Origin of the sequence: Tsukamurella tyrosinosolvens (assembly GCF_900104775.1) — a bacterium.
GTDB lineage: Bacteria > Actinomycetota > Actinomycetes > Mycobacteriales > Mycobacteriaceae > Tsukamurella > Tsukamurella tyrosinosolvens.
This window is the reverse complement of the sequence record NZ_FNSA01000003.1, coordinates 4785991-4807426: the sequence shown is the minus strand read 5'-3', so window position 1 is coordinate 4807426 and position 21436 is coordinate 4785991. Positions and strand designations below refer to the sequence as shown.

26 protein-coding genes and 1 tRNA gene are annotated in these 21436 nt (G+C 72.2%); 15 read left to right on the top strand and 12 right to left on the bottom strand.

Going from position 1 to position 21436, the window contains the following annotated elements:
- Window positions 1–12 precede the first annotated feature (12 nt).
- The 7 genes from BLW32_RS25815 to BLW32_RS25785 form a co-directional block, all read right to left on the bottom strand.
- On the bottom strand, window positions 13–1479 hold the full coding sequence (locus tag BLW32_RS25815; RefSeq protein WP_068627297.1) for a PepSY-associated TM helix domain-containing protein: 1467 nt from the start codon (window positions 1477–1479) through the stop codon (window positions 13–15).
- 89 nt (window positions 1480–1568) lie between these two features.
- Entirely contained in the window at window positions 1569–2222 is a 654-nt protein-coding gene (locus tag BLW32_RS25810; protein WP_068742390.1) for a hypothetical protein, read from the bottom strand.
- Between the two features lie 51 nt (window positions 2223–2273).
- Window positions 2274–2864 carry a phosphoribosylanthranilate isomerase gene (locus BLW32_RS25805; RefSeq protein WP_068742389.1) on the bottom strand — a complete coding sequence of 197 codons (591 nt, stop codon included), beginning with the start codon at window positions 2862–2864 and terminating at the stop codon, window positions 2274–2276.
- Window positions 2865–2878: 14 nt separating this feature from the next.
- A complete protein-coding gene (locus BLW32_RS25800; protein ID WP_068742388.1) occupies window positions 2879–3169 on the bottom strand; it encodes a hypothetical protein in 291 nt (96 codons plus the stop codon).
- Between the two features lie 66 nt (window positions 3170–3235).
- Window positions 3236–5002 carry a penicillin-binding transpeptidase domain-containing protein gene (locus tag BLW32_RS25795; protein ID WP_068742387.1) on the bottom strand — a complete coding sequence of 589 codons (1767 nt, stop codon included), beginning with the start codon at window positions 5000–5002 and terminating at the stop codon, window positions 3236–3238.
- 71 nt (window positions 5003–5073) lie between these two features.
- Window positions 5074–5976, bottom strand: coding sequence for a serine hydrolase (locus BLW32_RS25790; protein WP_068742502.1), 903 nt, complete (start codon window positions 5974–5976; stop codon window positions 5074–5076).
- Window positions 5973–6818, bottom strand: a complete 846-nt coding sequence (locus BLW32_RS25785; RefSeq protein ID WP_068742386.1) for a LysR family transcriptional regulator — start codon at window positions 6816–6818, stop codon at window positions 5973–5975. Before BLW32_RS25785 ends, BLW32_RS25790 begins: the two co-directional genes overlap by 4 nt.
- 64 nt (window positions 6819–6882) lie before the next feature.
- Between BLW32_RS25785 and BLW32_RS25780 the strand changes: the two genes are divergently transcribed.
- From BLW32_RS25780 to BLW32_RS25740, 9 genes are all read left to right on the top strand, one after another.
- Complete coding sequence (locus BLW32_RS25780; RefSeq protein ID WP_231857417.1) at window positions 6883–8088, top strand: PucR family transcriptional regulator; 1206 nt, start codon at window positions 6883–6885, stop codon at window positions 8086–8088.
- Window positions 8089–8314: 226 nt separating this feature from the next.
- On the top strand, window positions 8315–9817 hold the full coding sequence (locus tag BLW32_RS25775) for a long-chain-fatty-acid--CoA ligase (protein ID WP_068742384.1): 1503 nt from the start codon (window positions 8315–8317) through the stop codon (window positions 9815–9817).
- Between the two features lie 32 nt (window positions 9818–9849).
- The gene (locus tag BLW32_RS25770; RefSeq protein WP_068525957.1) at window positions 9850–11553 is read left to right on the top strand and encodes a PHA/PHB synthase family protein; all 1704 of its coding nucleotides are present in this window, start codon (window positions 9850–9852) and stop codon (window positions 11551–11553) included.
- A gap of 8 nt (window positions 11554–11561) precedes the next feature.
- Complete coding sequence (locus BLW32_RS25765; protein ID WP_068525956.1) at window positions 11562–12014, top strand: MaoC family dehydratase; 453 nt, start codon at window positions 11562–11564, stop codon at window positions 12012–12014.
- Window positions 12011–12907: a poly(3-hydroxyalkanoate) depolymerase gene (gene phaZ / locus BLW32_RS25760; RefSeq protein WP_068525955.1), complete on the top strand. Its 897-nt coding sequence runs from the start codon at window positions 12011–12013 to the stop codon at window positions 12905–12907. Before BLW32_RS25765 ends, phaZ begins: the two co-directional genes overlap by 4 nt.
- A 39-nt stretch (window positions 12908–12946) precedes the next feature.
- Window positions 12947–13366 carry a Fur family transcriptional regulator gene (locus BLW32_RS25755; RefSeq protein WP_068525954.1) on the top strand — a complete coding sequence of 140 codons (420 nt, stop codon included), beginning with the start codon at window positions 12947–12949 and terminating at the stop codon, window positions 13364–13366.
- Between the two features lie 115 nt (window positions 13367–13481).
- Complete coding sequence (locus tag BLW32_RS25750; RefSeq protein ID WP_068525953.1) at window positions 13482–13907, top strand: organic hydroperoxide resistance protein; 426 nt, start codon at window positions 13482–13484, stop codon at window positions 13905–13907.
- Between the two features lie 73 nt (window positions 13908–13980).
- A complete protein-coding gene (locus tag BLW32_RS25745) occupies window positions 13981–14289 on the top strand; it encodes a fluoride efflux transporter FluC (RefSeq protein WP_231857416.1) in 309 nt (102 codons plus the stop codon).
- Window positions 14286–14642, top strand: coding sequence for a fluoride efflux transporter FluC (locus BLW32_RS25740; RefSeq protein ID WP_068742382.1), 357 nt, complete (start codon window positions 14286–14288; stop codon window positions 14640–14642). The genes BLW32_RS25745 and BLW32_RS25740 overlap by 4 nt, the downstream gene beginning before the upstream one ends.
- A gap of 61 nt (window positions 14643–14703) precedes the next feature.
- Here the strand turns inward: BLW32_RS25740 and BLW32_RS25735 are convergent, their stop codons facing one another.
- Window positions 14704–15204 carry a hypothetical protein gene (locus BLW32_RS25735; RefSeq protein WP_068525950.1) on the bottom strand — a complete coding sequence of 167 codons (501 nt, stop codon included), beginning with the start codon at window positions 15202–15204 and terminating at the stop codon, window positions 14704–14706.
- Window positions 15204–15668: a GatB/YqeY domain-containing protein gene (locus BLW32_RS25730; protein ID WP_068742381.1), complete on the bottom strand. Its 465-nt coding sequence runs from the start codon at window positions 15666–15668 to the stop codon at window positions 15204–15206. The genes BLW32_RS25735 and BLW32_RS25730 overlap by 1 nt, the downstream gene beginning before the upstream one ends.
- A 53-nt stretch (window positions 15669–15721) precedes the next feature.
- On the opposite strand from BLW32_RS25730, the gene BLW32_RS25725 reads away from it, so the two are divergent.
- The 3 genes from BLW32_RS25725 to BLW32_RS25715 all read left to right on the top strand — a co-directional run bounded on the left by BLW32_RS25725 (window position 15722) and on the right by BLW32_RS25715 (window position 17164).
- Entirely contained in the window at window positions 15722–16672 is a 951-nt protein-coding gene (locus BLW32_RS25725; RefSeq protein WP_068525948.1) for a metallophosphoesterase, read from the top strand.
- 55 nt (window positions 16673–16727) lie between these two features.
- Window positions 16728–16801, top strand: a tRNA-Pro gene (locus tag BLW32_RS25720).
- A gap of 111 nt (window positions 16802–16912) precedes the next feature.
- Complete coding sequence (locus tag BLW32_RS25715) at window positions 16913–17164, top strand: hypothetical protein (protein ID WP_139286319.1); 252 nt, start codon at window positions 16913–16915, stop codon at window positions 17162–17164.
- A 99-nt stretch (window positions 17165–17263) separates the two neighbouring features.
- Here BLW32_RS25715 and BLW32_RS25710 read toward each other — a convergent pair whose 3' ends face one another.
- Window positions 17264–17614 carry a hypothetical protein gene (locus BLW32_RS25710; protein WP_074850849.1) on the bottom strand — a complete coding sequence of 117 codons (351 nt, stop codon included), beginning with the start codon at window positions 17612–17614 and terminating at the stop codon, window positions 17264–17266.
- Between the two features lie 61 nt (window positions 17615–17675).
- Here BLW32_RS25710 and BLW32_RS25705 point away from each other — a divergent pair, with 61 nt between their 5' ends.
- The 3 genes from BLW32_RS25705 to BLW32_RS25695 all read left to right on the top strand — a co-directional run bounded on the left by BLW32_RS25705 (window position 17676) and on the right by BLW32_RS25695 (window position 20324).
- The gene (locus BLW32_RS25705; protein ID WP_068742379.1) at window positions 17676–17906 is read left to right on the top strand and encodes a hypothetical protein; all 231 of its coding nucleotides are present in this window, start codon (window positions 17676–17678) and stop codon (window positions 17904–17906) included.
- Window positions 17907–18061: 155 nt separating this feature from the next.
- The gene (locus tag BLW32_RS28240) at window positions 18062–18928 is read left to right on the top strand and encodes a DUF8832 domain-containing protein (RefSeq protein ID WP_074850847.1); all 867 of its coding nucleotides are present in this window, start codon (window positions 18062–18064) and stop codon (window positions 18926–18928) included.
- 28 nt (window positions 18929–18956) lie between these two features.
- Entirely contained in the window at window positions 18957–20324 is a 1368-nt protein-coding gene (locus BLW32_RS25695; protein ID WP_074850845.1) for an MFS transporter, read from the top strand.
- 21 nt (window positions 20325–20345) lie between these two features.
- Here BLW32_RS25695 and BLW32_RS25690 read toward each other — a convergent pair whose 3' ends face one another.
- On the bottom strand, window positions 20346–20780 hold the full coding sequence (locus BLW32_RS25690) for a hypothetical protein (protein ID WP_068742378.1): 435 nt from the start codon (window positions 20778–20780) through the stop codon (window positions 20346–20348).
- Entirely contained in the window at window positions 20777–21385 is a 609-nt protein-coding gene (locus BLW32_RS25685; protein WP_231857415.1) for a class I SAM-dependent methyltransferase, read from the bottom strand. Before BLW32_RS25685 ends, BLW32_RS25690 begins: the two co-directional genes overlap by 4 nt.
- Window positions 21386–21436: the final 51 nt, after the last annotated feature.

Here is a 21436-nt window from a genome sequence, read left to right as displayed (position 1 = left end):
CCTTTGCGCAGGTCAGGGGCTATTTCTTAGGTTAGCCCTACCCCTCTTAGCCACGCCTATCGCAAGATCGAGAACCACGAACGCCAGCAGGGACACGCCGAACACCGGCAGGAACCAGCCGAGGAAGGCGATGCCCAGAATCGCCGGAATCGCGTGCGACGGTTCGACCTTCCGGATCGCTCCCCGCGCCGGCGGCGTCGGGAGCCCGCCGCGTTTCGGTCGCCGCTGCCACCACATCAGGTAGCCGCGCACGATCACCGTCGCGAGAAGCGCTGCGAACGCAACCAATACGATCTGGTTGAGCAGACCGAACTGCCAGCCCATGTGGGTGTTGATGAGCAGCTCCGTCGCCTTCGCCAGCAGCGGCCACGACGCGAAGGCGAGCACCGTGATGACCTGACCGGTGGCCGGATCGACGGTGGCGGAATCGATCCCCATCCGCCACGGCTGCCGGGTCTGCGCCACGGTGATCGCGACGTTCGGATCCGTCGGGATCGAGACCTGGACGGCACCGTCGACGCCGCGGGACGCGGCCTCCGTGACGGCCCGGTCCAGCACCGCGATGTTCCGCGCCCGGGTCTGCTCCGCGACCTCGGGCGCGATCGCCGGTGCGGCGGCGGGCATCTGGTGATCGGCGTGCTCGCCGCCCCCGCCGTGCTCGCCGCCCGGTGTGAGCGACGTCGAGAGCGCGGGCTTGGTCCACCCCAGCTCCGTGCGCAGCTGGCCGATGTTCTCGCCCGCGTACTTCGACCAGGTCAGGCCGGTGGCGGAGAAGAACAGCAGGCCGAGCAGCAGCCACGTGCCGATGGCGGCGTGCCGGCTCATCCGGCCGCCCCGGCCCTTGGCCCTGCGGTCGTAGGCCAGCATGCGCCGCGGATTCCCGCGGCGGTGCCGCCACCACAGGTAGAAGCCGCCGAGCGCGACGACCCAGAGCCACGACGCGGCGAGCTCGCTGTAGAAGCGGCCCACGTCGCCGAGGTGCAGGTCGACGTGCAGCCGGTCGATCCAGAACCGGATCGGCAGAGCTTCGACGGAGCCGTACACCGGCAGCGCGCCCTGCACCTGCGCCGACGCGGGGTCGACGTAGACGGCGAGCTGGCGGCCGTCGGCGGCGAGCGACGGGTCGTCGAACAGCACGCGGGTGGTGAGCCCGGGGCCGTCGCCGGTCCGCACCGCCGTCACCGGGAGGCCGGGCCGGGCCGCCTGCGCCGCGGCGACCTGCTCGGCCAGCGGCCGGGCGGGACCGTCGGTGCGTGCCTCGATCTGATCGGCGTAGACGAACTTCTCGACGGTCGGTGCGGCGGCGTAGAGGCCGCCGCTGATCGCCGCGATGAGCAGGAACGGGCCCACGAGCAGGCCCGCGTAGAAGTGCAGCCGCAGGATCGCGGCGCGCCACCCGGCCCGCGCCCGGACGGGCGCGGCGGGCGGAGAGGGTTCGGTCGGCGGCGCGTTCTCGGCCGCCGAATCGGTCACTGACATGAGGACACCTCACGAGGTTGTGCGCGTACGCGCGGGGAGCCCGGGCGGCGACGGCCGATCCGGGCGGATGACGAAGGGGGTGTGGGGTGTCAGGCGGGCGGTGCGCGCAGCGCTCCGTGCCGCGCGAGCACGGGGAGCGGGACGGCGCGGAAGGTCCAGACCGGGGCGACGACGGTGCGTGCACGGTCCCGCCAGGTCGGGGTCAGGGGAGTGAGCGTCGCCAGCGCGACGCGCAGCGCGTGCTCCGCCCCGGCGATGACGGCGCCCGCGAGGACCGCGGCCACGAGGTGCGCGGCGGCCATCGTCGGGCTCAGGGCGAGGTGCCCCATCGTCAGGCCGAGGGCGAGGTGGCCCGCGCCCTGGCCGAGCAGTAGCAGCGCGGCGACCGCCCGCGGCCCGGCCGTCCGGGGGCGCGCCGCGACCACGCCCAGGGCGACACAGGCGGCGGCGAGCAGCAGCACCGCGGTCACCGGGATCGACGGTGCCGGAGCGGCTGCCGACATGTCCATCGCCGACATGTCCATCCCGGGCATCGAATGCATCGCGTGCCCGCCCATGGCGTGCGCGGGCGCGGCGTGCCCCGTCATGGCGGACATGTCGTGCCCGGGCATCGAATGGCCGGGCGTCGTGGAACCGCTGCCGCGCATGGCGAACGCATGCGCGGTCAGGCTCGCCGCGAAGGAGACCGCGCCCACCGCCGCGCCACGGACCGTGGCTTCGGGGCTGGCGGGGCGGCGGAACACACGCGGAATACTACTCCCCGTAGGGGAGGCCTTCGGCGCGGGAACCGCAGGTCAGGCCCGGGCGGCGGCGAGGAACGCGCGGATCAGCGCGGGGTCCTTCACGCCGGGCGCCGACTCGACGCCGCTGGAGACGTCCACGCCCGACGGCCCGAAGGCGGCGATCAGCCCGGCCACGTTGTCCGGGCGCAGGCCGCCGGCGAGCAGCCAGTCGACGGTGGGCGGAACCGGCAGGTCCGCGGGGGAGAACGTCGTGCCGGAACCGGGCACCGTCGCGTCGATGAGCAGGCGCTCGTCGCCCGCGTGGCCCGCGGCGGTGAAGCGGGCGGCGGAGATCGCGCGGATGGTGCGGAAGCCGGCCTCGGCGGCGCGCGCGAAGTGGTCCTCGGGCTCGTCGCCGTGCAACTGGATCGTGCCGACGCCGGCCTCGCGGGCCAGCAGCAGAACCTCGTCGATCGGCTGGCGGCGGAAGACCCCGACGGTCTCGACGCCGTCCGGCACGCGCGCGACGAGGGGAGCGGCACCGTCGGCGGAGATCAGCCGGACGCTGCCGGGGGCGAAGACGAAGCCCACAGCGTCGGCGCCCGCCTCCACCGCGGCGTCCACGGTCTCGGGCGTCCGCAGCCCACACACCTTGACGAACACGGGCCGATACTAGGTCACGGCATGCCGGGGATGGCTCCCGGAGCCGCGGGCGCCGTCGGCACGGCCGCGGGGGGAGCGGTCGGGATCGGCATGGTGCACGGCGGGAACGTCGGGTTGTAGGGCGGCGTGCACAGCTGCATGGCGCAGTTCTTGCCGTTCCAGAACGGTGTCTGCCCCTGGGGGCACGGCTCGAGCGCGTTCGCGGTGCCGACCGAGATCGGGGCGACGAAGGTCGCCGAGACCAGGCCGAACGCGGCGAGGCCGGTGGCCAGCGCGCGGCTGCCGCGCGTGCGTCGGTGTGCCATGAGAAACCCCTTCTTCGCGAATATGAGTTTCAGACTAGCAATGCGGGCTGCGATCGCACAGCCGGATCAGGGGAGATCGCCGCCCGCGCCGCGGAGGAAGGCGCCGCTCACGGCCACGGCGGGGGCGGAGCTTTCGCCGGAGACCACGAGGGTCGCGAAGGCGAGGTCGCCGACGATGCCGGCGAACCAGCCGTGCGCGTGGGTGTTGTCGCCGAACTCCGCGGTACCGGTCTTGCCGCCGAGGCCCTCGATGTCGCGCAGGGCGGTCGCCGTCCCGGAGGTCACGGTCTCCCGCATCGCGGCGCGCAGCGCGTCCGCGACGCCCGGGTCGATCGGCTGGGGCTGCGTGTTCGCGGGGGCGGGCTCACCGTCGAACAGCGAGGGCCGGACCGTGTTGCGGGCGGCGAGGGAGGCCTCGACGACCGCGAGCCCGAAGGGTGAGGCGGTGACCCGGCCCTGGCCGATGGACTCCTCCACGCGCTCCGCGGGCGTGCGGGCGGCGGGGACGGAGCCGGTCACCGTCGTGATCCCGGGGAGCGTGAAGTCGACGCCCAGCCCGAACCGCTTCGCCGTATCCGTGAGGGCGGTGTCGCCGAGCTTGGTGCCGAGCCCCGCCATCGTGGTGTTGCAGGACTTCGCGAACGCGGTGTGCAGCGGCACGGTCCCGAGCGCGAACTCGTTCTCGTTGGGGATCGTGCGGTCGCCGAAGGTCGCGCGGCCGGGGCAGGCGAGCTGTGCGTCGGGCGTGGTGATCTTCGCGTCCAGCGCGGCGGCGGTGGTGATGGTCTTGAAGGTCGAGCCCGGCGCGTAGAGGCCCGTCAGCGCGACGGGGCCCTGCTTGTCGGCCGCGGCGTTCTGCGCCACCGCGAGGATCCCGCCGGTGGACGGGCGGATCGCGACGAGCATCGTCGCGCGCTTCTCCCCGGCGACGGCGGCGTTGGCTGCGCGCTGCAGCCCGGCGTCGAGCGTCGTGCGGACCGGCTGCACCGGCGCGGCGGGGAACGAGTCGACGAGCCGCAGTGGCTTCCCCTCTCCGTCGACGACGGTGACCGAGGCGCCGGCCGCGGCGTCGACGGCGCTGCGCCACCGCTCTTCGAGCCCGGAGACGACGGGCGCGCGCAGCACCGGCGCCGCGGTCAGCAGGCGGCCCTCCTCCCGGACGGTCACCCCGTCGATCCCGGTGAGCCTCCCGACCTTCTTCGCGTCCGCGGCGCGCAGCGAGATCACCGCGGTGGGGGAGTCCTTGCCCTCCACGGCCTTCCGTAGACCGGCGGCGGTCACCGACGGGTCGGCGGCGGCGAGCCGGGTGGCGAGGGCGTCGGCCGCGGAGGCGGCCTTCGCCGGGTCCAGGTTCACGACGGTGACCGTCTGCCAGGTCATGAACGGCGCGTTCTTCCGGTCCACGACCGGTGTGGTGTAGGGCTTCTCGTCGGCGTAGAGCAGGCGCGCGCCCTCGGCCGTCGCGTCGGGATGCACGACGGTCGGCGCCCAGGTCACCTTCCCGCCGCCCGCCGCGACCTTGGTGGTGAACCGCACGCCGTGCTTGCGCGGGAGTGCCCACGACCAGGTGAGCGTCCGGTCCTCACCGTCCTTGCCGGCGGAGACGGTCGGCGTGGCGTCGCCCATGCCGTCGAAGGTGGCCTGCAGCGCCGTCGAGGCGGACTCGGGATCGGAGGTGAGGTTGGCGGCGTGGGCGGCGTCGCGGCCCGAGAGTGCGGTCGCGAACTTGGTCACCACGTCGTCCTCCGAGCAGGCGACGAGGGACCCCGCGAGGGCGGCGGTCGCGAGGAGCGCCGCGCCGCTGCGGGCGGGCCGGGTCAGGACGGAACGCATGGACCCAGTCAACCCGCGCGCCGCGATACCCGCCAAAGAGCGAAACCGGCGTCGACGATAGCGATCCGCTATCACTGCTGGTCGAGAGGCACGCGAAGCGCGTCGACCGCGATCGCCGCGACCGTTCCGATGGCGGCGTCGACCCGCGGCAGGCTGGGATCGTTCCGCGCCGCGTGGGTGAACACCGCCACCGCGACGGGGTACTCGCCGGGGTAGGCGACCACCGCCACCTCGTTGCGGAGTGCGCCCAGCGTCCCCGTCTTCCCGGCGATCGACGGGGCGGAGCCGAAGCCCGAGGCGACGCGGTGCCGGAAGACCTGGCCCGCGAGCGCCGAGCGGGCGAACGCGCACTGCTCGGCCGACGCCGCCGCGTCGGACCAGACCGCGGCGAGCAGGGCGGTCATGTCCGCCGCCGTGGTCGCGCTGCCGAAGGTGGGGTCGTAGGCGCGGACGGGGCGCGCGAGGTCGTCGTCGGCGAGCGCCGCGAAGGCCTCGGCGACGGTGTGCGTATCGGTCTCCGCCATCATCGCCGCGTGGATCTCCGCGTCGCCGCCCACGATCCGGGTGCCGCGCAGGCCCAGATCGCGGGCGGTCGCCTGCACGGCCTCCAGGCCCACGAGACGCATCAGCACACCCGCCGCCGCGTTGTCGGAGACCGCGACCATCGAGCGCAGCAGGTCGCGCACGCTCATCGCGACGGGGTCGGACAGCGTCGCGATACCCGTCGGGCCGGGCGTCGCGGTCGCGGGGTCGACGAGCACTCGCGCGCGGGGATCGAGCCGTCCGTCGTCGACGGCGCGCGCCGCCGCGACCAGGAGCACCACCTTGTAGACCGACGCGGGCACGACGGGCTGCTCGCCGCCGACGGACAGCGCGGCGACGGGGTTCGACGGGTGCCCCACGACGCGCGCGTGCAGCCAGCCGTTGCACCCGGCATCGGCGAAGACGGCGTCGATCCGGTCGGCGGCGCTCACCGGCCCAGCCGCCACAGCACCGACTCGAGCCGCGCGGCGTCCGGGTGGTCGCGGCGGCCGAGGACTTTGACCCGCAGCGGGAAGTCCGTCGCCGGGCGCCGTGCGGTCCCGGCGGGGGCGTCCTCGCCGGCGGCGACGGGCGTGAACGCCAGGCCCGCGGCCACGGCGGCGTGCGCGGCGGCCTCGGTCTCGGTGATGAGCACCGTGGACGTGATGCCCCGCGCCGTGAGCCGGTCCAGCAGCAGGTCGGCCGCGGGCGGGTTCGCCGCGCGGGGCGGCAGCGCCACCGCCAGCGCGGACAGGTCGCGCAGGCGCGGCGACCGGAATCCCTCGGGCACCAGGAAGTCCCGCGGCAGCGCGATCACGGGACCCGACGGTGCGCCGTCCCCCAGGACGGGGTGCTCGACCACCGCGACGTCGAGCAGGTCCTCGGCGACCGCGCGGGCCAGCTGCGGCGAGGCGCCGGCCGAGAGGGTGAGCGGCGCACCGTCGATCCCGGGGGACAACGCGGCCGCGCACGCGGCGGCCACCTCGGAACCGAGCGCGTCGCAGAGCGCGACCCGGCGCTCCCCGGTCCCCGCGCCGAGCCGCGCCGCCTCCGCCACGAACCGGTCCGCGTCGCGGACCATGACGCGGGCCCGGGGGAGCAGCTCGCGCCCGGCGGGGGTGAGGTCGGCGCCCCGTCGGCTGCGGTCGATGAGCGTGACGCCCAGGGTCTCCTCGAGCCGGCGCAGGCCCGCCGAGACCGGCGGCTGGGTGATGCCGAGCCGGTCGGCGGCGCGGCCGAAGTGCTGCTCCTCGGCGACCGCGACGAAGAAGCGCAGGTGCCGGATGAGATCCATGCGCCGGAGTCTAGCCAGCCGAAACGCGCACGCGCGGCGGCGGGAAGCAGCACAATCGACAGGCGTGAGTGATGCCGTGGACGCCGAGATCGCGCTGATCCGCGACGCCCTGACCGCGCGGATGGGCGAGATCACCCGGTCGGTCGTCGCGTCGATCCGGCAGCAGATCCCCTTCTACGCGGACGCCGGCGCGGTCTCCGAGGAGATGGTGACCGCCGCGGTGCACGACAACCTCAGCTACATGGTGCGGGCGTTGACGGACACCACCTTCGACACCGCGCCCGCCGCCGCCACGGGCCGCACGCGCGCCGAGATCGGGGTGCCGCTCGCCGCGGTGATGCACGCCTACCGGATCGGCGTGCACCGCGTCTGGCAGGAGGTGCACGCCATCGCCGAGGCGCGGCCCGAGCTGAGCCGGCAGGCGCTGCTCTCGGCGACGCAGCACATGTGGGAGGCGCAGGACCAGTTCGTCGACGCGATGGCTGGCGCGCACCGCGACCGCACCACCGAGCAGGCGCTCGACGACGCCGCCGAACGCGCGGCGCTCGCGGAATACCTTCTGCAGGGGCGTATTCCGAGCGATCAGAGCCTGTGGGAGATCGCGACGATCCTGCGCATCCCCACGACCGGCCCGTACCTCGCGGTCGCGGCGGCCACCGTCGAGGTCGGGCGGGCCCCGCTGCCGGGCATCGCCGACCGGCTCCGCGCGATCGACGCCTACTCCGCCTGGCGGCTGCTGCCGGACCAGCAGATCGGCATCGTCCACGCGCCGACGCCGGCGGTGCGCACCGCCGTCATCGACCTGCTGCGCCGCGTCGCCGTGGCGCGGGTCGGCGTGAGCGCGCCGTTCGGCGACCTGCGCGACACCCCGCAGGGGCTCACCTTCGCGCGACGCGAGCTGGTCGGGCCGGGCACCGGCGTCTCGGTGTTCGACGGTTCCGTGCTCCGCACGGCCGCGATCGCCGCGCCCGAGACCACCGTCGACCTGGCGCGGGGCGTGCTGCACGGCCTGTACGAGCTGCCCGACGACGACCGCGAGCCGCTGTTCGCGACCTTCCGCGCGTGGGTCGCGCACGACGGCAACGTCAAGGACGCCGCGGCCGAACTGTTCGTGCACCCCAACACCGTCCGGCACCGCCTGCGCCGCGTCGAACAATTGACGGGCCGCTCGGTGGGCTCGCCGCGCGAGGTCGCGGAGCTGTGCCTGGCCTTCGAGGTCGACGCCCGCGTCCGGTTCCAGGTGGGCGCCTCGCGCGACGCGACGGCCTGAGGCGTCACCGGCGTCCACCTGCGCGGTCGCCGCTCGGCGGCACTGTCGCCGCGGGATGAAGGCTGGCAAAGCCCCGGAGTTGTGGAGCTGCAATTTCAAGCTGTGGTGATTGTGTTTCGTGACACCTCAGCGGGCGGAACAGTGTTTGCGTCACCATCGACGCCACAGGGTGTGCAGGGTCACTCTGTAAAGGACGAATCCGACACCCGCCCACGAAGGACCTCCGATGACGAACCTCGCCGAGAACCTCACCGACGCCGCCGCCTCGCACGCGGACACCATCGCCCTGAAGTGCGACGATCTCCAGTTCACCTACGCGGAGTTCGACGACGCCGCCGCGCGGTTCGCGACCTACCTCGCGGAGCAGGGCATCGCGCCGGGCGACCGGGTCGGCATCATGCTCCCCAACACCCCGGCCTTCGCCATCGTCTTCTACGGCATCATGCGGCGCGGCGCGGTCGCGGTGCCGATGAACCCGCTCCTCAAGGCGGCCGAGGTCGAGTACTACCTGGCGAACACCTCCGCCAAGGCGCTGTTCGCCACCCCGGTCTTCGCGGACGACGCCGAGGCCGGGGCGAAGGCAGCCGGCGCCGCCTGCCACTTCGGCGACGACGCGGCCCTCGCCACGCTCCTCGCGAAGTACGAGCCGACCGCGGCGGTCGAGCCCCGGGAACCGTCGGACACGGCGGTCATCCTGCACACCTCCGGCACCACCGGAAAGCCCAAGGGCGCCGAGCTGACGCACCAGGGGCTCGGCATGAACTGCGAGATCTCCGGCCGCACGCTGCTGCACCTGGGAACCGAGGACGTGGTGATGGGCTGCCTGCCGCTGTTCCACGTCTTCGGCCTCACGTGCGGCCTCAACGCCGCGGTGCGGTTCGCCTCGACGCTCACCCTGATCCCGCGGTTCGACCCGCGCAAGGCCATCGAGGTCATCCAGCGCGACCGCGTGACCGTCTTCCTGGGCGTGCCCACCATGTACGCCGCGCTGGTCGCCGCGCTGCAGCCCGGCGACGACGTCTCCTCGCTGCGGGCCTGCGGTTCGGGCGGCGCCGCCCTGCCGCTGCAGGTGATCGCCGACTTCGAGAAGGCCTTCAACGCGATCATCATGGAGGGCTACGGCCTCTCCGAGACCTCGCCCGTCGCCTGCTTCAACCACCCCGACAAGCCGCGCAAGCCCGGCACCATCGGCACCCCGATCGAGGGCGTCTTCATGCGCGTCGTCGACGACGCCGGCAAGGAGGTCCCGCAGGGCGAGCGCGGCGAGGTGCAGGTCCGCGGCCACAACATCATGAAGGGCTACTGGAATCTGCCCGAGGCCACCGCCGCCGCGATCGACGCCGACGGCTGGTTCTCGACCGGCGACATCGGCATCGTCGACGAGGAGGGCTACTTCTCGATCGTCGACCGCAAGAAGGAGATGATCATCCGCGGCGGCCTCAACGTGTACCCGCGCGAGCTCGAAGAGGTGCTGTACAGCCACCCCGAGATCGCCGAGGCCGCCGTCGTGGGCATCCCGCATGCCTCGCTCGGCGAGGAGGTCGGCGCCGCCGTCGCGCTCAAGGCCGGCAGCACGCTGACCGCCGAGGCGGTCCGCGACTTCGTGAAGGAGCGCGTCGCCTCCTACAAGTACCCGCGCCACGTCTGGCTGCTGGCCGAGCTGCCCAAGGGCGCCACCGGCAAGGTCCAGAAGCGCGACATCAGCATCCCGTCCGAGTACTCCGCCTGAAACCCGAACCTCCAGAGAGTCGAGGCACCGCCATGACCACCACGAACACCGACAACACTCCTGAGGACGAGTTCGGCGCCCCGCTCGACATGCTGCTCGTCAACTCGACGAAGTCCTTCGCCTCCCGCATGATGCCCAACGCCGCGTGGGCCCGGATGGCGCAGTCGCTCGCCGGCAAGCCCGTCACCGTCGCCGAGCGCGGCGCGGGACTGGTCAAGGAGCTCGGCCTCATCGCCGCCGGCAAGAGCCAGCGCGCCCCGAAGAAGGGCGACTTCCGCTTCTCCGACCCGGCGTGGAAGGAGAACCCGCTGCTGCGCCGCGTCGAGCAGGCCTACCTCGCCGCGTCGGACACCGCCGACCAGCTCTACGAGGACGCGGACCTCGACTGGAAGGACGCCGAGAAGATGCGGTTCGTCCTCGACAACGCGATCGAGGGCCTTTCGCCGACCAACAGCCCGCTGCTCAACCCGCTGGGCTGGAAGGCGCTCATCGACACGGGCGGCCTCTCCGCGCTCCGCGGCGCGAAGAACTTCGCGCGCGACATGTCCAGCACGCCCCGCATCCCGTCGATGATCGACCCCGACGCGTACACGGTGGGCGAGACGCTGGCGACGACGAAGGGCACCGTCGTCCTGCGGACCCGCATGTTCGAGCTGATCCACTACGCCCCGCAGACCAAGCAGGTGCGCGAGGTGCCGATCCTGCTGGTGCCGCCGGTGATCAACAAGTTCTACATCATGGACATCGCGCCGGGCCGCAGTCTCATCGAGTACTACGTCAAGGGCGGCCAGCAGGTCTTCGCGATCTCGTGGCGCAATCCGTCGGCGCGGCATCGGGACTGGGGCTTCGACGAGTACGGCGAGTCGATCGTCAAGGCCCTCGACGCCCTCGAGGTGATCACCGGCGCCGACAAGGCGAACATCTTCGCCACCTGCTCGGGCGGCATTCTCACCTCGATGATGATCTCCCACCTGTTCGCGACCGGCCACGGCGACCGGGTCGCCGGCCTCACCCTGGGCGTCACCGTCCTCGACCAGAGCCACGCCGGCCTCGGCTCGGCCCTGGCCAGCGAGCGTGGCGCCGAGGCCGCGATCCGCAGCTCGGCGAGCAAGGGCTACCTCGACGGTGCCGCCATGGCCGAGATGTTCGCCTGGCTCCGCCCGACGGACCTCGTCTGGCGGTACTGGGTGAACAACTACATCCAGGGCAAGTCGCCCGCGCCCTTCGACGTGCTGTTCTGGAACGCCGACACCACCCGGATGGCGGCGAACCTGCACAAGGACATGGTCACGATGGGCCTGAACAACACCCTGGTGACGCCGGGGGAGCAGATGATGATGGGCACCCCCGTCGACCTGTCGAAGGTCGAGTGCGACGCCTACGTGCTGGGCGGCATCTCCGACCACATCTGCCCGTGGCAGGCCACCGAGCGCAGCGCCGCGCTGCTGGGCAGCAAGGACAACACCTACGTGCTGTCGACGGCGGGCCACATCGCCGCGCTGGTCAACCCGCCCGGCAACCCGAAGTCGTCGTTCCGCACCGGCCCGGTGCTGCAGGACCAGACCCCCGAGGAGTGGTTCGAGGCCGCGGAGAAGCAGGCCGGCTCGTGGTGGCCGCACCACCTGGCCTGGCTGAACGAGCGCAGCGGCGCCGAGGTCGACGCGCCCGCCCAGCTCGGCGCCCCCGGTTACGAGCCGCTGGCCCCCGCGCCCGGCACCTTCGTGCACGAGAAGTGAGGACGTCCATGACCACCACGATCTCCACCCCCCAGGACCTGCTCGGCCTCGTCGGGCAGCCGCTCGGCACCACCGAGTGGATGACGATCGACCAGGAGCGCGTCAACCTCTTCGCCGACGCCACCGGTGACCACCAGTGGATCCACGTCGACCCGGAGAAGGCCGCCGCCGGGCCGTACGGGCGCACCATCGCCCACGGCTACCTCACGCTCTCGCTGGCCCCGCTGTTCATCGCCGAGGCGCTGGTGATCGAGAAGGTCCAGGCCGGCGTCAACTACGGCCTCAACAAGGTGCGCTTCCCGGCGCCCGTCCCCGTCGGAGCGCGGGTGCGTGCCGCCGTGGAACTCGCCGGGGCACAGGAGAAGCCGGCCGGGATCGAGGCCGTCATCCGCCTGACCTACGAGGTCGACGGTGCCGACCGTCCGGCGTGCATCGCCGAGACGGTGGTGTTGTACCGATGAGCGACGAGACGACGACGGGCGAGACGACGACCGAGGTCGAGCTGCCCGACGAGCTGATCGCCACCGGTGGGCAGCGGATCCGAGTGCGGTACCGGCCCGGCGTCGGCGTGCCCCTGGTGCTGTGCAACGGGATCGGCGCGAGCCTCGAGGTGCTGGACCCGTTCGTGGACGCCCTCGACCCGCAGCGCCCCGTGCTCCGGTTCGACGTGCCGGGCGTGGGCGAGTCGCCGACGTCGATCCTGCCGTACGGGTTCCCCTATCTCGCGTGGGTGCTGGGCCGGGTGCTCGACAAGCTGGACATCGGCGTCGTCGACATCCTCGGCCTCTCCTGGGGTGGGGCGCTGGCCCAGCAGTTCGCCTTCCAGAACCCGATGCGCTGCCGGCGCCTGATCCTGGTGTCCACCGGCACCGGCGCGATCATGGTGCCCGGCGACCCGCGGGTGCTCCGGAAGATGGTCACGCCGCGGCGGTTCCGCGATCCCGAGTACGCGGCGCAGGTCGCGGGCGAGCTGTACGGCGGCGGGGTCCGTGACGATGGGATGGCCGTCGGCGAGACGTTCTCGCGGCAGATGCACGCCGGCTCGAAGATGGGCTACCTGCACCAGCTGCTGGCCGGCTCGGTGTGGACGTCGATCTTCGCGCTGCCGGTGATCCGGCAGAAGACGCTGCTCGTCTTCGGCGAGGACGACCCGATCATCCCCATGATCAACGGGCGGATCTTCGAGACGCTGCTGCCGCGGGCCACGCTGTACCGGCACGACGGCGGCCACGTGGACCTCGTGACCCGCTCCGACGTGCTGGCCCCGGTGATCGACGACTTCCTGGGGACGCCCCACCTGGGGAAGCGGCAGTGGCGCGGGCGGGTGGCCGGTCTGCTCACACCTGGCGACTGACCCTGGAATCATTCCAAAGTCGGGCGTACTCTATTTCGCATGAGTGAGGTGTACACGGCCGAGGACCGGCTGCGGGGCGTGGGTCTGCGGATCACCGCGCCCCGCGTCGCCGCCCTCGGCTACCTCGACGGACACCCGCACGCCACGGCCGACGACGTGGCCGAGTACCTGCGCGGCAGGCTCGGCACCGTCGCCACCCAGACCGTCTACGACGTGCTGCGCGTGTGCGCCGAGAAGGGCCTGCTCCGGCGCATCGAGCCCGCGGGCTCCGCGGTCCGGTACGAGGCGCGCGTCGCCGACAACCACCACCACCTGGTGTGCCGGTCGTGCGCGAAGATCGTCGACATCGACTGCGCCGTCGGCGCCGCGCCCTGCCTCACGGCCGACGACGACCACGGCTTCGTCATCGACGAGGCTGAGGTCACCTTCTGGGGCTACTGCCCCGACTGCGCCCCCTGATCCGCCGCCCGGCGCTGGATCGGAGCATCGCCCGGAGCCGGGTTGTGATCGGGACTACTGTCGTAGGGGAACGCCGCCCGGACCGGGCGGGCACCTACGCGAAGGAGCGCCGGATATGAGCTTGGACGTCGTCTACACCATCTCCTCGACCGCCACCGGTGGCGGCCGCGACGGGCACGTGAAGTCGGCCACCGGCCGCATCGACCTGGACACCCGGCCCCCGAAGGAGATGGGCGGCAACGGCGAGGGCACCAACCCGGAGGAGCTGTTCTCCGCCGGCTACGCGGCGTGCTTCCTGGGCGCGATCCGCGCCGTGGGCCGCAACGAGAAGGTCGCCGTCCCGGACGACACCACCGTCGACGTCACCGTCGGCTTCGGCAAGACCGAGTCCGGCTTCGGCATCAACGCCGCGATCAAGGCCACCCTCCCGGGCCTCGCCCAGGCGGATGCCGAGGCCCTCGTCGCCAAGGCGCACCAGCTGTGCCCGTACTCGAACGCGACGCGCGGCAACATCGACGTCGACCTGACCACCGCGGTCTGATCGGCACCTGAGCTCGCTACTGCGGCCCGCCGCCCTGGGATTCGTCTTCCTGGGCGGCGCGGTCGGCACCTTAGTGCGCGCCGAGGTGGGGCACTGGCTGCCGCACAGCCCCTTCGCCTGGTCCACCTTCACGGTCAACCTGCTCGGCGCGTTCCTCCTCGGCGGCATCGTCGAGGCTCTGTCCCAGCGGCCCGACGACGAGCGGCACCGCCGCGTCCGGCTGCTGCTCGGCACCGGCTTCTGCGGGGGCCTCACGACCTACAGCGCGTTCGCGCTGGACATCCACGATGCGGCCCCGGCCGTCGGCGCCCTGTACGCCGGTGCGACGGTGCTGCTCGGCCTTGTCGCGGCCCTCGCCGGTGCGGCGGTGGTGCGCCGATGACGACGCTCCTCATCGCGCTCGGCGGGGGATTCGGGGCCGTCCTGCGTTACCTGGTCGACGGTGCGCTGCGCGCCCGCCTGTCCTTCTGGGCGACCGCGGCGATCAACGTGTCCGGCTCGTTCGTGCTCGGCCTGCTCGCCGGGGCCGTCGCCGGCGGTGGGCTCGGCGGGACGGCGCTGGCGGTGCTCGGCACCGGTGTGTGCGGCGGCTACACGACCTTCAGCACCGCCACCGTCGAGACCCTGACCTTGTTTCGGGACAAGAACTACCGCGATGGTGCGCTGTACGGGCTGTCCACGCTGGTCGCGAGCGTCGTCGCGGTGTGGGGCGGCTACGCCCTCGGCGCCCTCTGACCTTCGGTGCGACTCTGCGCTTCGCGTGCGGCGTGTCGTCGCCGACACGCACCGAGGATCATCAGCTCCCGCTGCGCTCGACCGCGTACCGGTACACCGGGCGGGTGAGGGCCAGCGAGAACAGCATCAGGAACATCACGATGAGGGCGCCCCACATGGGGAGGCCCGCCAGCGGCGCGCCGTTGTGGTCGACGCCGAAACGGCTCACCGGATCGGTGTAGTCGCGGGCGTTGCCGAGCAGCACCGACGCGGCGGCGAGCAGGAAGCTCACGAACGCGGCGAGGCCGTAGAGCATCGTCGCCCAGCGTTGCCCGAACAGGGCGAAGAGTCCCGTGAAGGCCATCGCCGCGACGGCGACGAGCCCGGCGATCGCGATGATCAGGATCGTGATCGTGCGTACGCCCAGGGGCGACGCGGGGAAGTTCCCCGGGTAGCCGGTGGTGCCGAGCAGCGCCGAGCACTGGATGATCGCGGTCACGTACAGGGCGATGGCCCCCGCGCCCGCGGCGAGCGAGACGAGGACCCACAGCCACATCGCGCCGGGGCGGCGCACGCTCGCCACTACGCGAGCTTCGCCTTGACGGCGGACGAGAGGCGCTTGCCGTCCGCGGCGCCCGCCGCCTTCGCGTTGGCGACCTTCATGACCTGGCCCATCTGGCGCACCGTCGGGGCCTCGCCGAGCTCGGCGGTCACCTCCGCGATCGCGGCGTCGACGAGGGCGTTCAGCTCGTCGTCGCCGAGCTGCTTCGGCAGGTAGCGGGACATGACCTCGGCCTCGGCGCGCTCCTTGGCGGCCAGCTCGTCGCGGCCGTTGGCCTCGAAGATCTCGGCGGCCTCGCCGCGCTTCTTCACCTCGCGCGCGACGACCTTCAGGAACTCCTCGTCGGTCAGCGCGTGCGCCGTGCCGGAGGTCTCCTCGTTCTGGATCGCCGAGAGCAGCATGCGCAGCGTGCCGGTGACCAGGGTGTCCTTGGCCTTCATCGCGGTCTTGAGGTCGTCGCGGATAGCTGCCTTCACTTCTGACATGACGTCCAAGTTACGCGGTGTGCGCGGGTGCGGCTGCTGAGTATCCTGGGGGAATGGCAGTTCATCCTCTTCTCCGTGCCGGAGCCGGCCTCGCGGGCGCGGGCGTCGCGTCCATCGCGTACGCCACCGTCTTCGAGCGCAACGCCTTCACGCTGCGCGAGCACACGCTGCCGATCCTGCCGCCGGGCACGCCGACGCTGCGGATCCTGCACATCTCGGACCTGCACATGACGCCCGGTCAGCGGCTCAAGCAGGGCTGGGTGCGTGAGCTGGCGGCGCTGGAGCCGGACCTGGTGGTGAACACGGGCGACAACCTGTCGCACCCGCGGGCGGTCCCGTCGGTGGTGCAGACCCTCGATCCGCTGCTCGCCCGGCCGGGCCTGTTCGTCTTCGGCTCCAACGACTACTTCGGGCCGACGCCGAAGAACCCGGCCAAGTACTTCGACAAGGACCACGAGCGCAAGCACGGCGACCCGCTGCCCTGGCAGGACCTGCGGGCGGCGTTCTCCGAGCGCGGCTGGCTGGACGCCACGCACGCGGTGCGGCGCCTCGAGGCGGGCGGCGTCACCATCTCCGTCGCGGGCGTCGACGATCCGCACATCGAGCGGGACCGGTACGAGACGATCGCCGGTCGCGCCGACGAGTCCGTCGACCTGCGGCTCGCCCTGACCCACTCGCCGGAGCCGCGCGTGCTCGACCGGTTCGCCGCCGACGGCTACGACCTCGCCCTCGCCGGCCACACGCACGGCGGGCAGCTGTGCCTGCCGGTGTACGGCGCTCTCATCACCAACTGCGGCCTGGACCGGTCGCGGGTGAAGGGCGCCTCGGCGTGGGGCGCGCACATGAAGCTGCACGTGAGCGCCGGCCTCGGCACGTCGCCGTGGGCGCCGTTCCGCACCTTCTGCCGCCCGGAGGCCTCGCTGCTCACCCTCGTCGGCGCCCCGGTGCGCGACCGGGAGGTCGAGCTGGGGCCCGTCGTCGCGCCGGAGGCGGTACAGGCCTGACCTGCCGATTTCCTGCCCGACGGTGGCTGTAGTAATCTATTGCAGGTTGTCACCACGGGGTGTGGCGCAGCTTGGTAGCGCGCTTCGTTCGGGACGAAGAGGTCGTGGGTTCGAATCCCGCCACCCCGACTCGTTGGTTGAGACGACAGCAGGGCCCCTGATCAGTGGAAACACTGGCCAGGGGCCTTACTTGTTGGTTGGGACCTTGGGCGTCGGGGCGGATCGAGGAGTGGGATGGACATGGCTCCTGAACCAGAGCCCTTTCTGCGGATCAAGCTCACGGCAGACGCGGACGCACCCTTCACGGTCATGTTCGAACCGAGCGGGATGACGTACGACTTCAGCGGTGGGCAGTTCATGGTGGCCGATGTCGTGGAGCCCCGTGGCAACGAACTCGAAATAGCTCATTGGCAGGGCGGGGTCTCCGTCTGGGCGCCGGGCGGAGTGATCACACGCGACGCTGATGGACAGGAACTGCACCGGCTCGACTAGCGGCTGTTGCGAGGTCGTTGGGCGGCGGTTCTCCCCTTCACCCCGGAAGTCCTGGGGTGGTCGAGACGACAGCAGTGGCGTGGATCTGATCGCCCCGACCTATTCGGATTGATCCCAGGCGACATGTGGCAGTGAGAGATACACGCCAGCTGTGCACGAAGGTGCAATCGATTCGACGGCTGCGAGTATGGCTGCCGCGCGCGATGCGCGGTTGGCGGCGCGGTCCTCGAACCATTTCGAGTGCACTTCAACGAGGATGTCCAGGTCGAAACGGTCGAAGGGCGAGGGGTCGTGGAAGCGGATGATCACGTCCCCCGGTTGCAAGTCGCCGTCGTACGGCTCATCGCTGCATTCGACGGCGACCGACACCTGATGCGGCAGCTCTGACGACAACCTGCGTTTCTGCGGGTCGGTGACATTCGGTGAGCACGTGATGTCGACGAGAGGCATGGACCAAGTATGACTGCGAAACCTCCTCGACCAGGTGCGACGACCGTGACACCATCGCAGCATGGCTGATGACCGGGTACAGCTGAGGTCGATCTCGCAGGGGAACCCGCGGGGCGCCGGGCAGGACGATCTGCCGGCGCTGCTGCGCAGGTTCGCCGAGACGGTCGAAGCGCTGGGCACGATCGAGGTGGAGGACCTCGTCATGCACGACGAGATCACCGAGGACGGGAGCTGGCTCAGCTTCACGCTCTATTACTCCAAGCCGCGCCTCGCGGCCGTGCCCAACGACTGACGCCGGGCGGATCCACCGCCGGCGGACGAACTCATCGGTGTGTCTGTTTCGTGAAGACGGTTGACGCAGATACCCCCAGGGGGTATAAATCAAAGTACCCTCAGGGGGTACCAGCACGGTCGATCCGCCGCGCACGCAGACCGAAGGAGCACGTCATGGACCACAGTGCACACACCGCCGCACCGTTCCCGCAGGGGCTGCAGACCGCGGAGCAGGGCTACCGCATCACCCCGTCGCTGACGATCCTCGACGCCGGGCGCACCCGCGTCGAGTTCGCGATCTTCGGTCCCGATGACGCTCCCGTCACCGCCTTCGACGTGCAGCACGACCGGAAGCTGCACTTCATCGCCGTCCAGCGCGACACCAGCGGCTTCCAGCACGTGCACCCCGTCATGGACGCGACCGGCACGTGGTCGGTCGAGCTGGACCTCACCCCGGGCGTCTGGCGCTTCTTCGCCGACATCGTGCCGACGGCGCTCGGCACCGGCATCGTGCTCGGCGCGGACGTCGCCGTCCCCGGCGACTACCGCCCCCGCGACCTGCTCGAGCGCCGCACAGTCTCGACGGTCGACGATTACGTCGTCACGCTCGACGGTGCGCTCCTGCCGGGCGAGGCCGGCGAGCTCCGCGCCCGCATCACCCGCGGCGGCATCCCGGTCACGGACCTGCAGCCCTACCTCGCGGCCTACGGCCACCTCGTCGCGCTGCGCGCCGGCGACCTCGCCTTCCTGCACGTCCACCCCGAGGGCGGCCCGACGGATCCGGCGACTCCCGCCGGTCCCGACATCCGTTTCCATGCCATGGCCCCGTCGGCGGGCACGTACCGGCTGTTCCTCGACTTCCAGCACGCCGGCACCGTGCGGACCGCGGACTTCACCCTGGTGGCCGGCGAGCCCGCCTCCGCCGCCCAGGAGCCCGCCGCCGACGCCGCCGACGCCGTCGACGCCGTCGACGCCGGGCGCGACGAGCCCGTCGCGCACGCCGGCCCGCACAGCGCCCACCACGGTGCGCACCACCACTGACCAACCTTCGACACCACCAGGAGACACCGTGGGTCCCTTCGCGCACCGCGATTTCCGGCTGCTGTTCAGCGCGCAGATCGTCGCGCTCGTCGGCACCGGCCTGACGACCGTCGCGCTGGGCCTCCTCGCCTACGAGATCGCGGGCTCCGCGGCCGCCGTCGTGCTCGGCACCGCCCTGACGATCAAGATGGTGCTGTACGTCGTCATCGCGCCGCTGGCCGCGGCGTACGTCGACCGGCTCCCGCGCCGGGCCTTCCTGGTGGCGCTCGACGTCGTGCGCGCGGCCATCGTCCTCGCCCTGCCCTTCGTCACCGAGGTCTGGCAGATCTACGTGCTCATCGGCGCCCTGCAGGCGGCGTCGGCGGCCTTCACCCCCACCTTCCAGGCCGTCATCCCGGACATCATCACCGACGAGCGCGAGTACACCACAGCGCTGTCCGCATCCCAGGTCGCCTACACGATGGAGAGTCTCGTCAGCCCGGTCGTCGCCGCCCTCGCGCTGCTCCTCATCGACTTCGACGTCCTGTTCGTCGGCACCGCAGTCGGTTTCGTGGTCTCCGCGTTCCTCGTCCTCCGCGCGACGGTGCCCGACGCGCGCCAGGCGCCGACGGGCAGCCCAGCCGACCGGATCCTCTCCGGCGTAAGGCTCTTCGCCCGCACCCCGAGCCTGCGGGGCGTCTTCGCCGTGAACTTCGCGGTGGCCGCAGCGGGTTCGATCGTGGTGGTCAACACCGTCAACTACGTCCGCGACCGGCTGGGCGGCAGCGAATCCCAGGTCGCGTGGATGCTCGCCGCGTCCGGCGGCGGCACCCTGCTCGTGGCGCTGGCCGTCCCGCGCCTGCTGGACCGGTTCACCGAGCGGTCCGTGATGCTCAAGGGCGCAACGCTGCTCACCGCGGCGGCCGCGGGCGCCGTCGCGATGGCCGCCGCCGACACCCCGTCGTGGGCGCTGACCGCGGTGGTCTGGTTCGCCAGCGGCGCCGGCTCGGCGATGGCCATCACGCCCACCGGCAAGGTGCTGCGCGCCGCCGCGGCTCCGAGCGACGTGGCCGCAGTCTTCGCCGCGCAGTTCTCCCTCTCGCACCTCGCGTGGCTCGTCGCCTACCCGATCGCGGGCTGGGGCGCGAACCGTTTCGGGCTCGTCCCCGCGTGGGCGCTCCTCGCCGGAATCGCCGCCGCCGGAGCGATCCTCGCACCCGCCCTGTGGCGCCGAGCGCCGGCGACACTCCCAGCGCCAGCCACCGCGGAGGCGACCGTGACGGCACCGTCGGACACGGCGGACGACACCTCGGAGCGCGAGCCGGCGCTGGTGCCCGGTAGCGCCGCGTGGCGGCACACCGCCGCCGCAGGCGGCACGCTCACCGAATGCCAGTGCACCTGCGCCCAGGCCGCCTGACCGCCGCCCATCCGGCAGCGGTCACCAGGCCGCGACGAACCCCGCGAGAAGTACTGCGAACGCGCCGATCTCGGCGACGATGAGCGCCACCATGAAGCCCCGCACCCCGGGCGCGGGCGAGGCGAGCTGGTTCTCGGTGTCGCGGCGCGCGCCGTGCCAGCAGTAGCTGCCGATCGCCGCGACGAAGAAGAACACCAGGACCGCGGCCGCCGTCAGGTCCACCCACTGCGGCCACGCGCTGAGCTCCACGAACACCGCCGCCAGCGCGATGGCGAAGGAGTACAGCAGCGCGGCGCGGTGGGCGATGTCCACGTAGACGTGCGCGTGATGCTCCGGGGAGGTCATGATCCCGTGGTACTTCCACACCCCGAGCGCCAGCGCCCACAGGAACACGAGCCCGGAGGCGAGCAGGGTCAGCCGGGTGTCGAGGCCCAGCGCGGCGGCGTCGATCGTCATGCGTGCGCGCGACCGAGGACCAGCGGCGACGTCGGGATCGGTACCCAGGCGGGCGCCAGCATCCGGTCCTCGACGGTCGTCACGGCGAAGCCGGCGCCGCTGATCAGGCCGACGGCGTCGCGGTGCGCGTGGCAGTTCCCGAACAGCCGCGGCCAGACGGTGGCGTCCGCCGCCTTCTGCAGGCCCTCCAGCATCCCGCCGCGCGCGGCGACGTGCTCGAGGAAACGGAGCTCGCCGTCGGGCCGCAGGACGCCGCGGACCTGCCGGACCGCGCCCTCGGGGTCGGGCAGCGAGCACAGCACCAGGCTGAACACGACGGCGTCGAAGGGCTCGTCGGCGACGTACTCGTCGAGCCGCTCGGGGCGCACCTCGACGCGCGCGTCCGCCACGGCCGACGCCTCGGCGCGCAGGGCGTCCTCCGGCTCCAGCGCGACGACGGCGGTGACCTCGGGCGGGTACAGCGCGAAGTTCGTTCCGGTGCCCGCGCCCACCTCCAGCACGCGACCCGACAGGCCGGCCAGGTTGCGCCGCCGCAGCTCGGTGACCAGCGGCGGCTCGTTGCGCACCAGCCGCGGCCACATCCTCACGAAGAACGAATCGCCCATGCTCCATGAGTACCGCATGGCGGCCTCCGCGGCGGCGTTCCGGCGGATGCG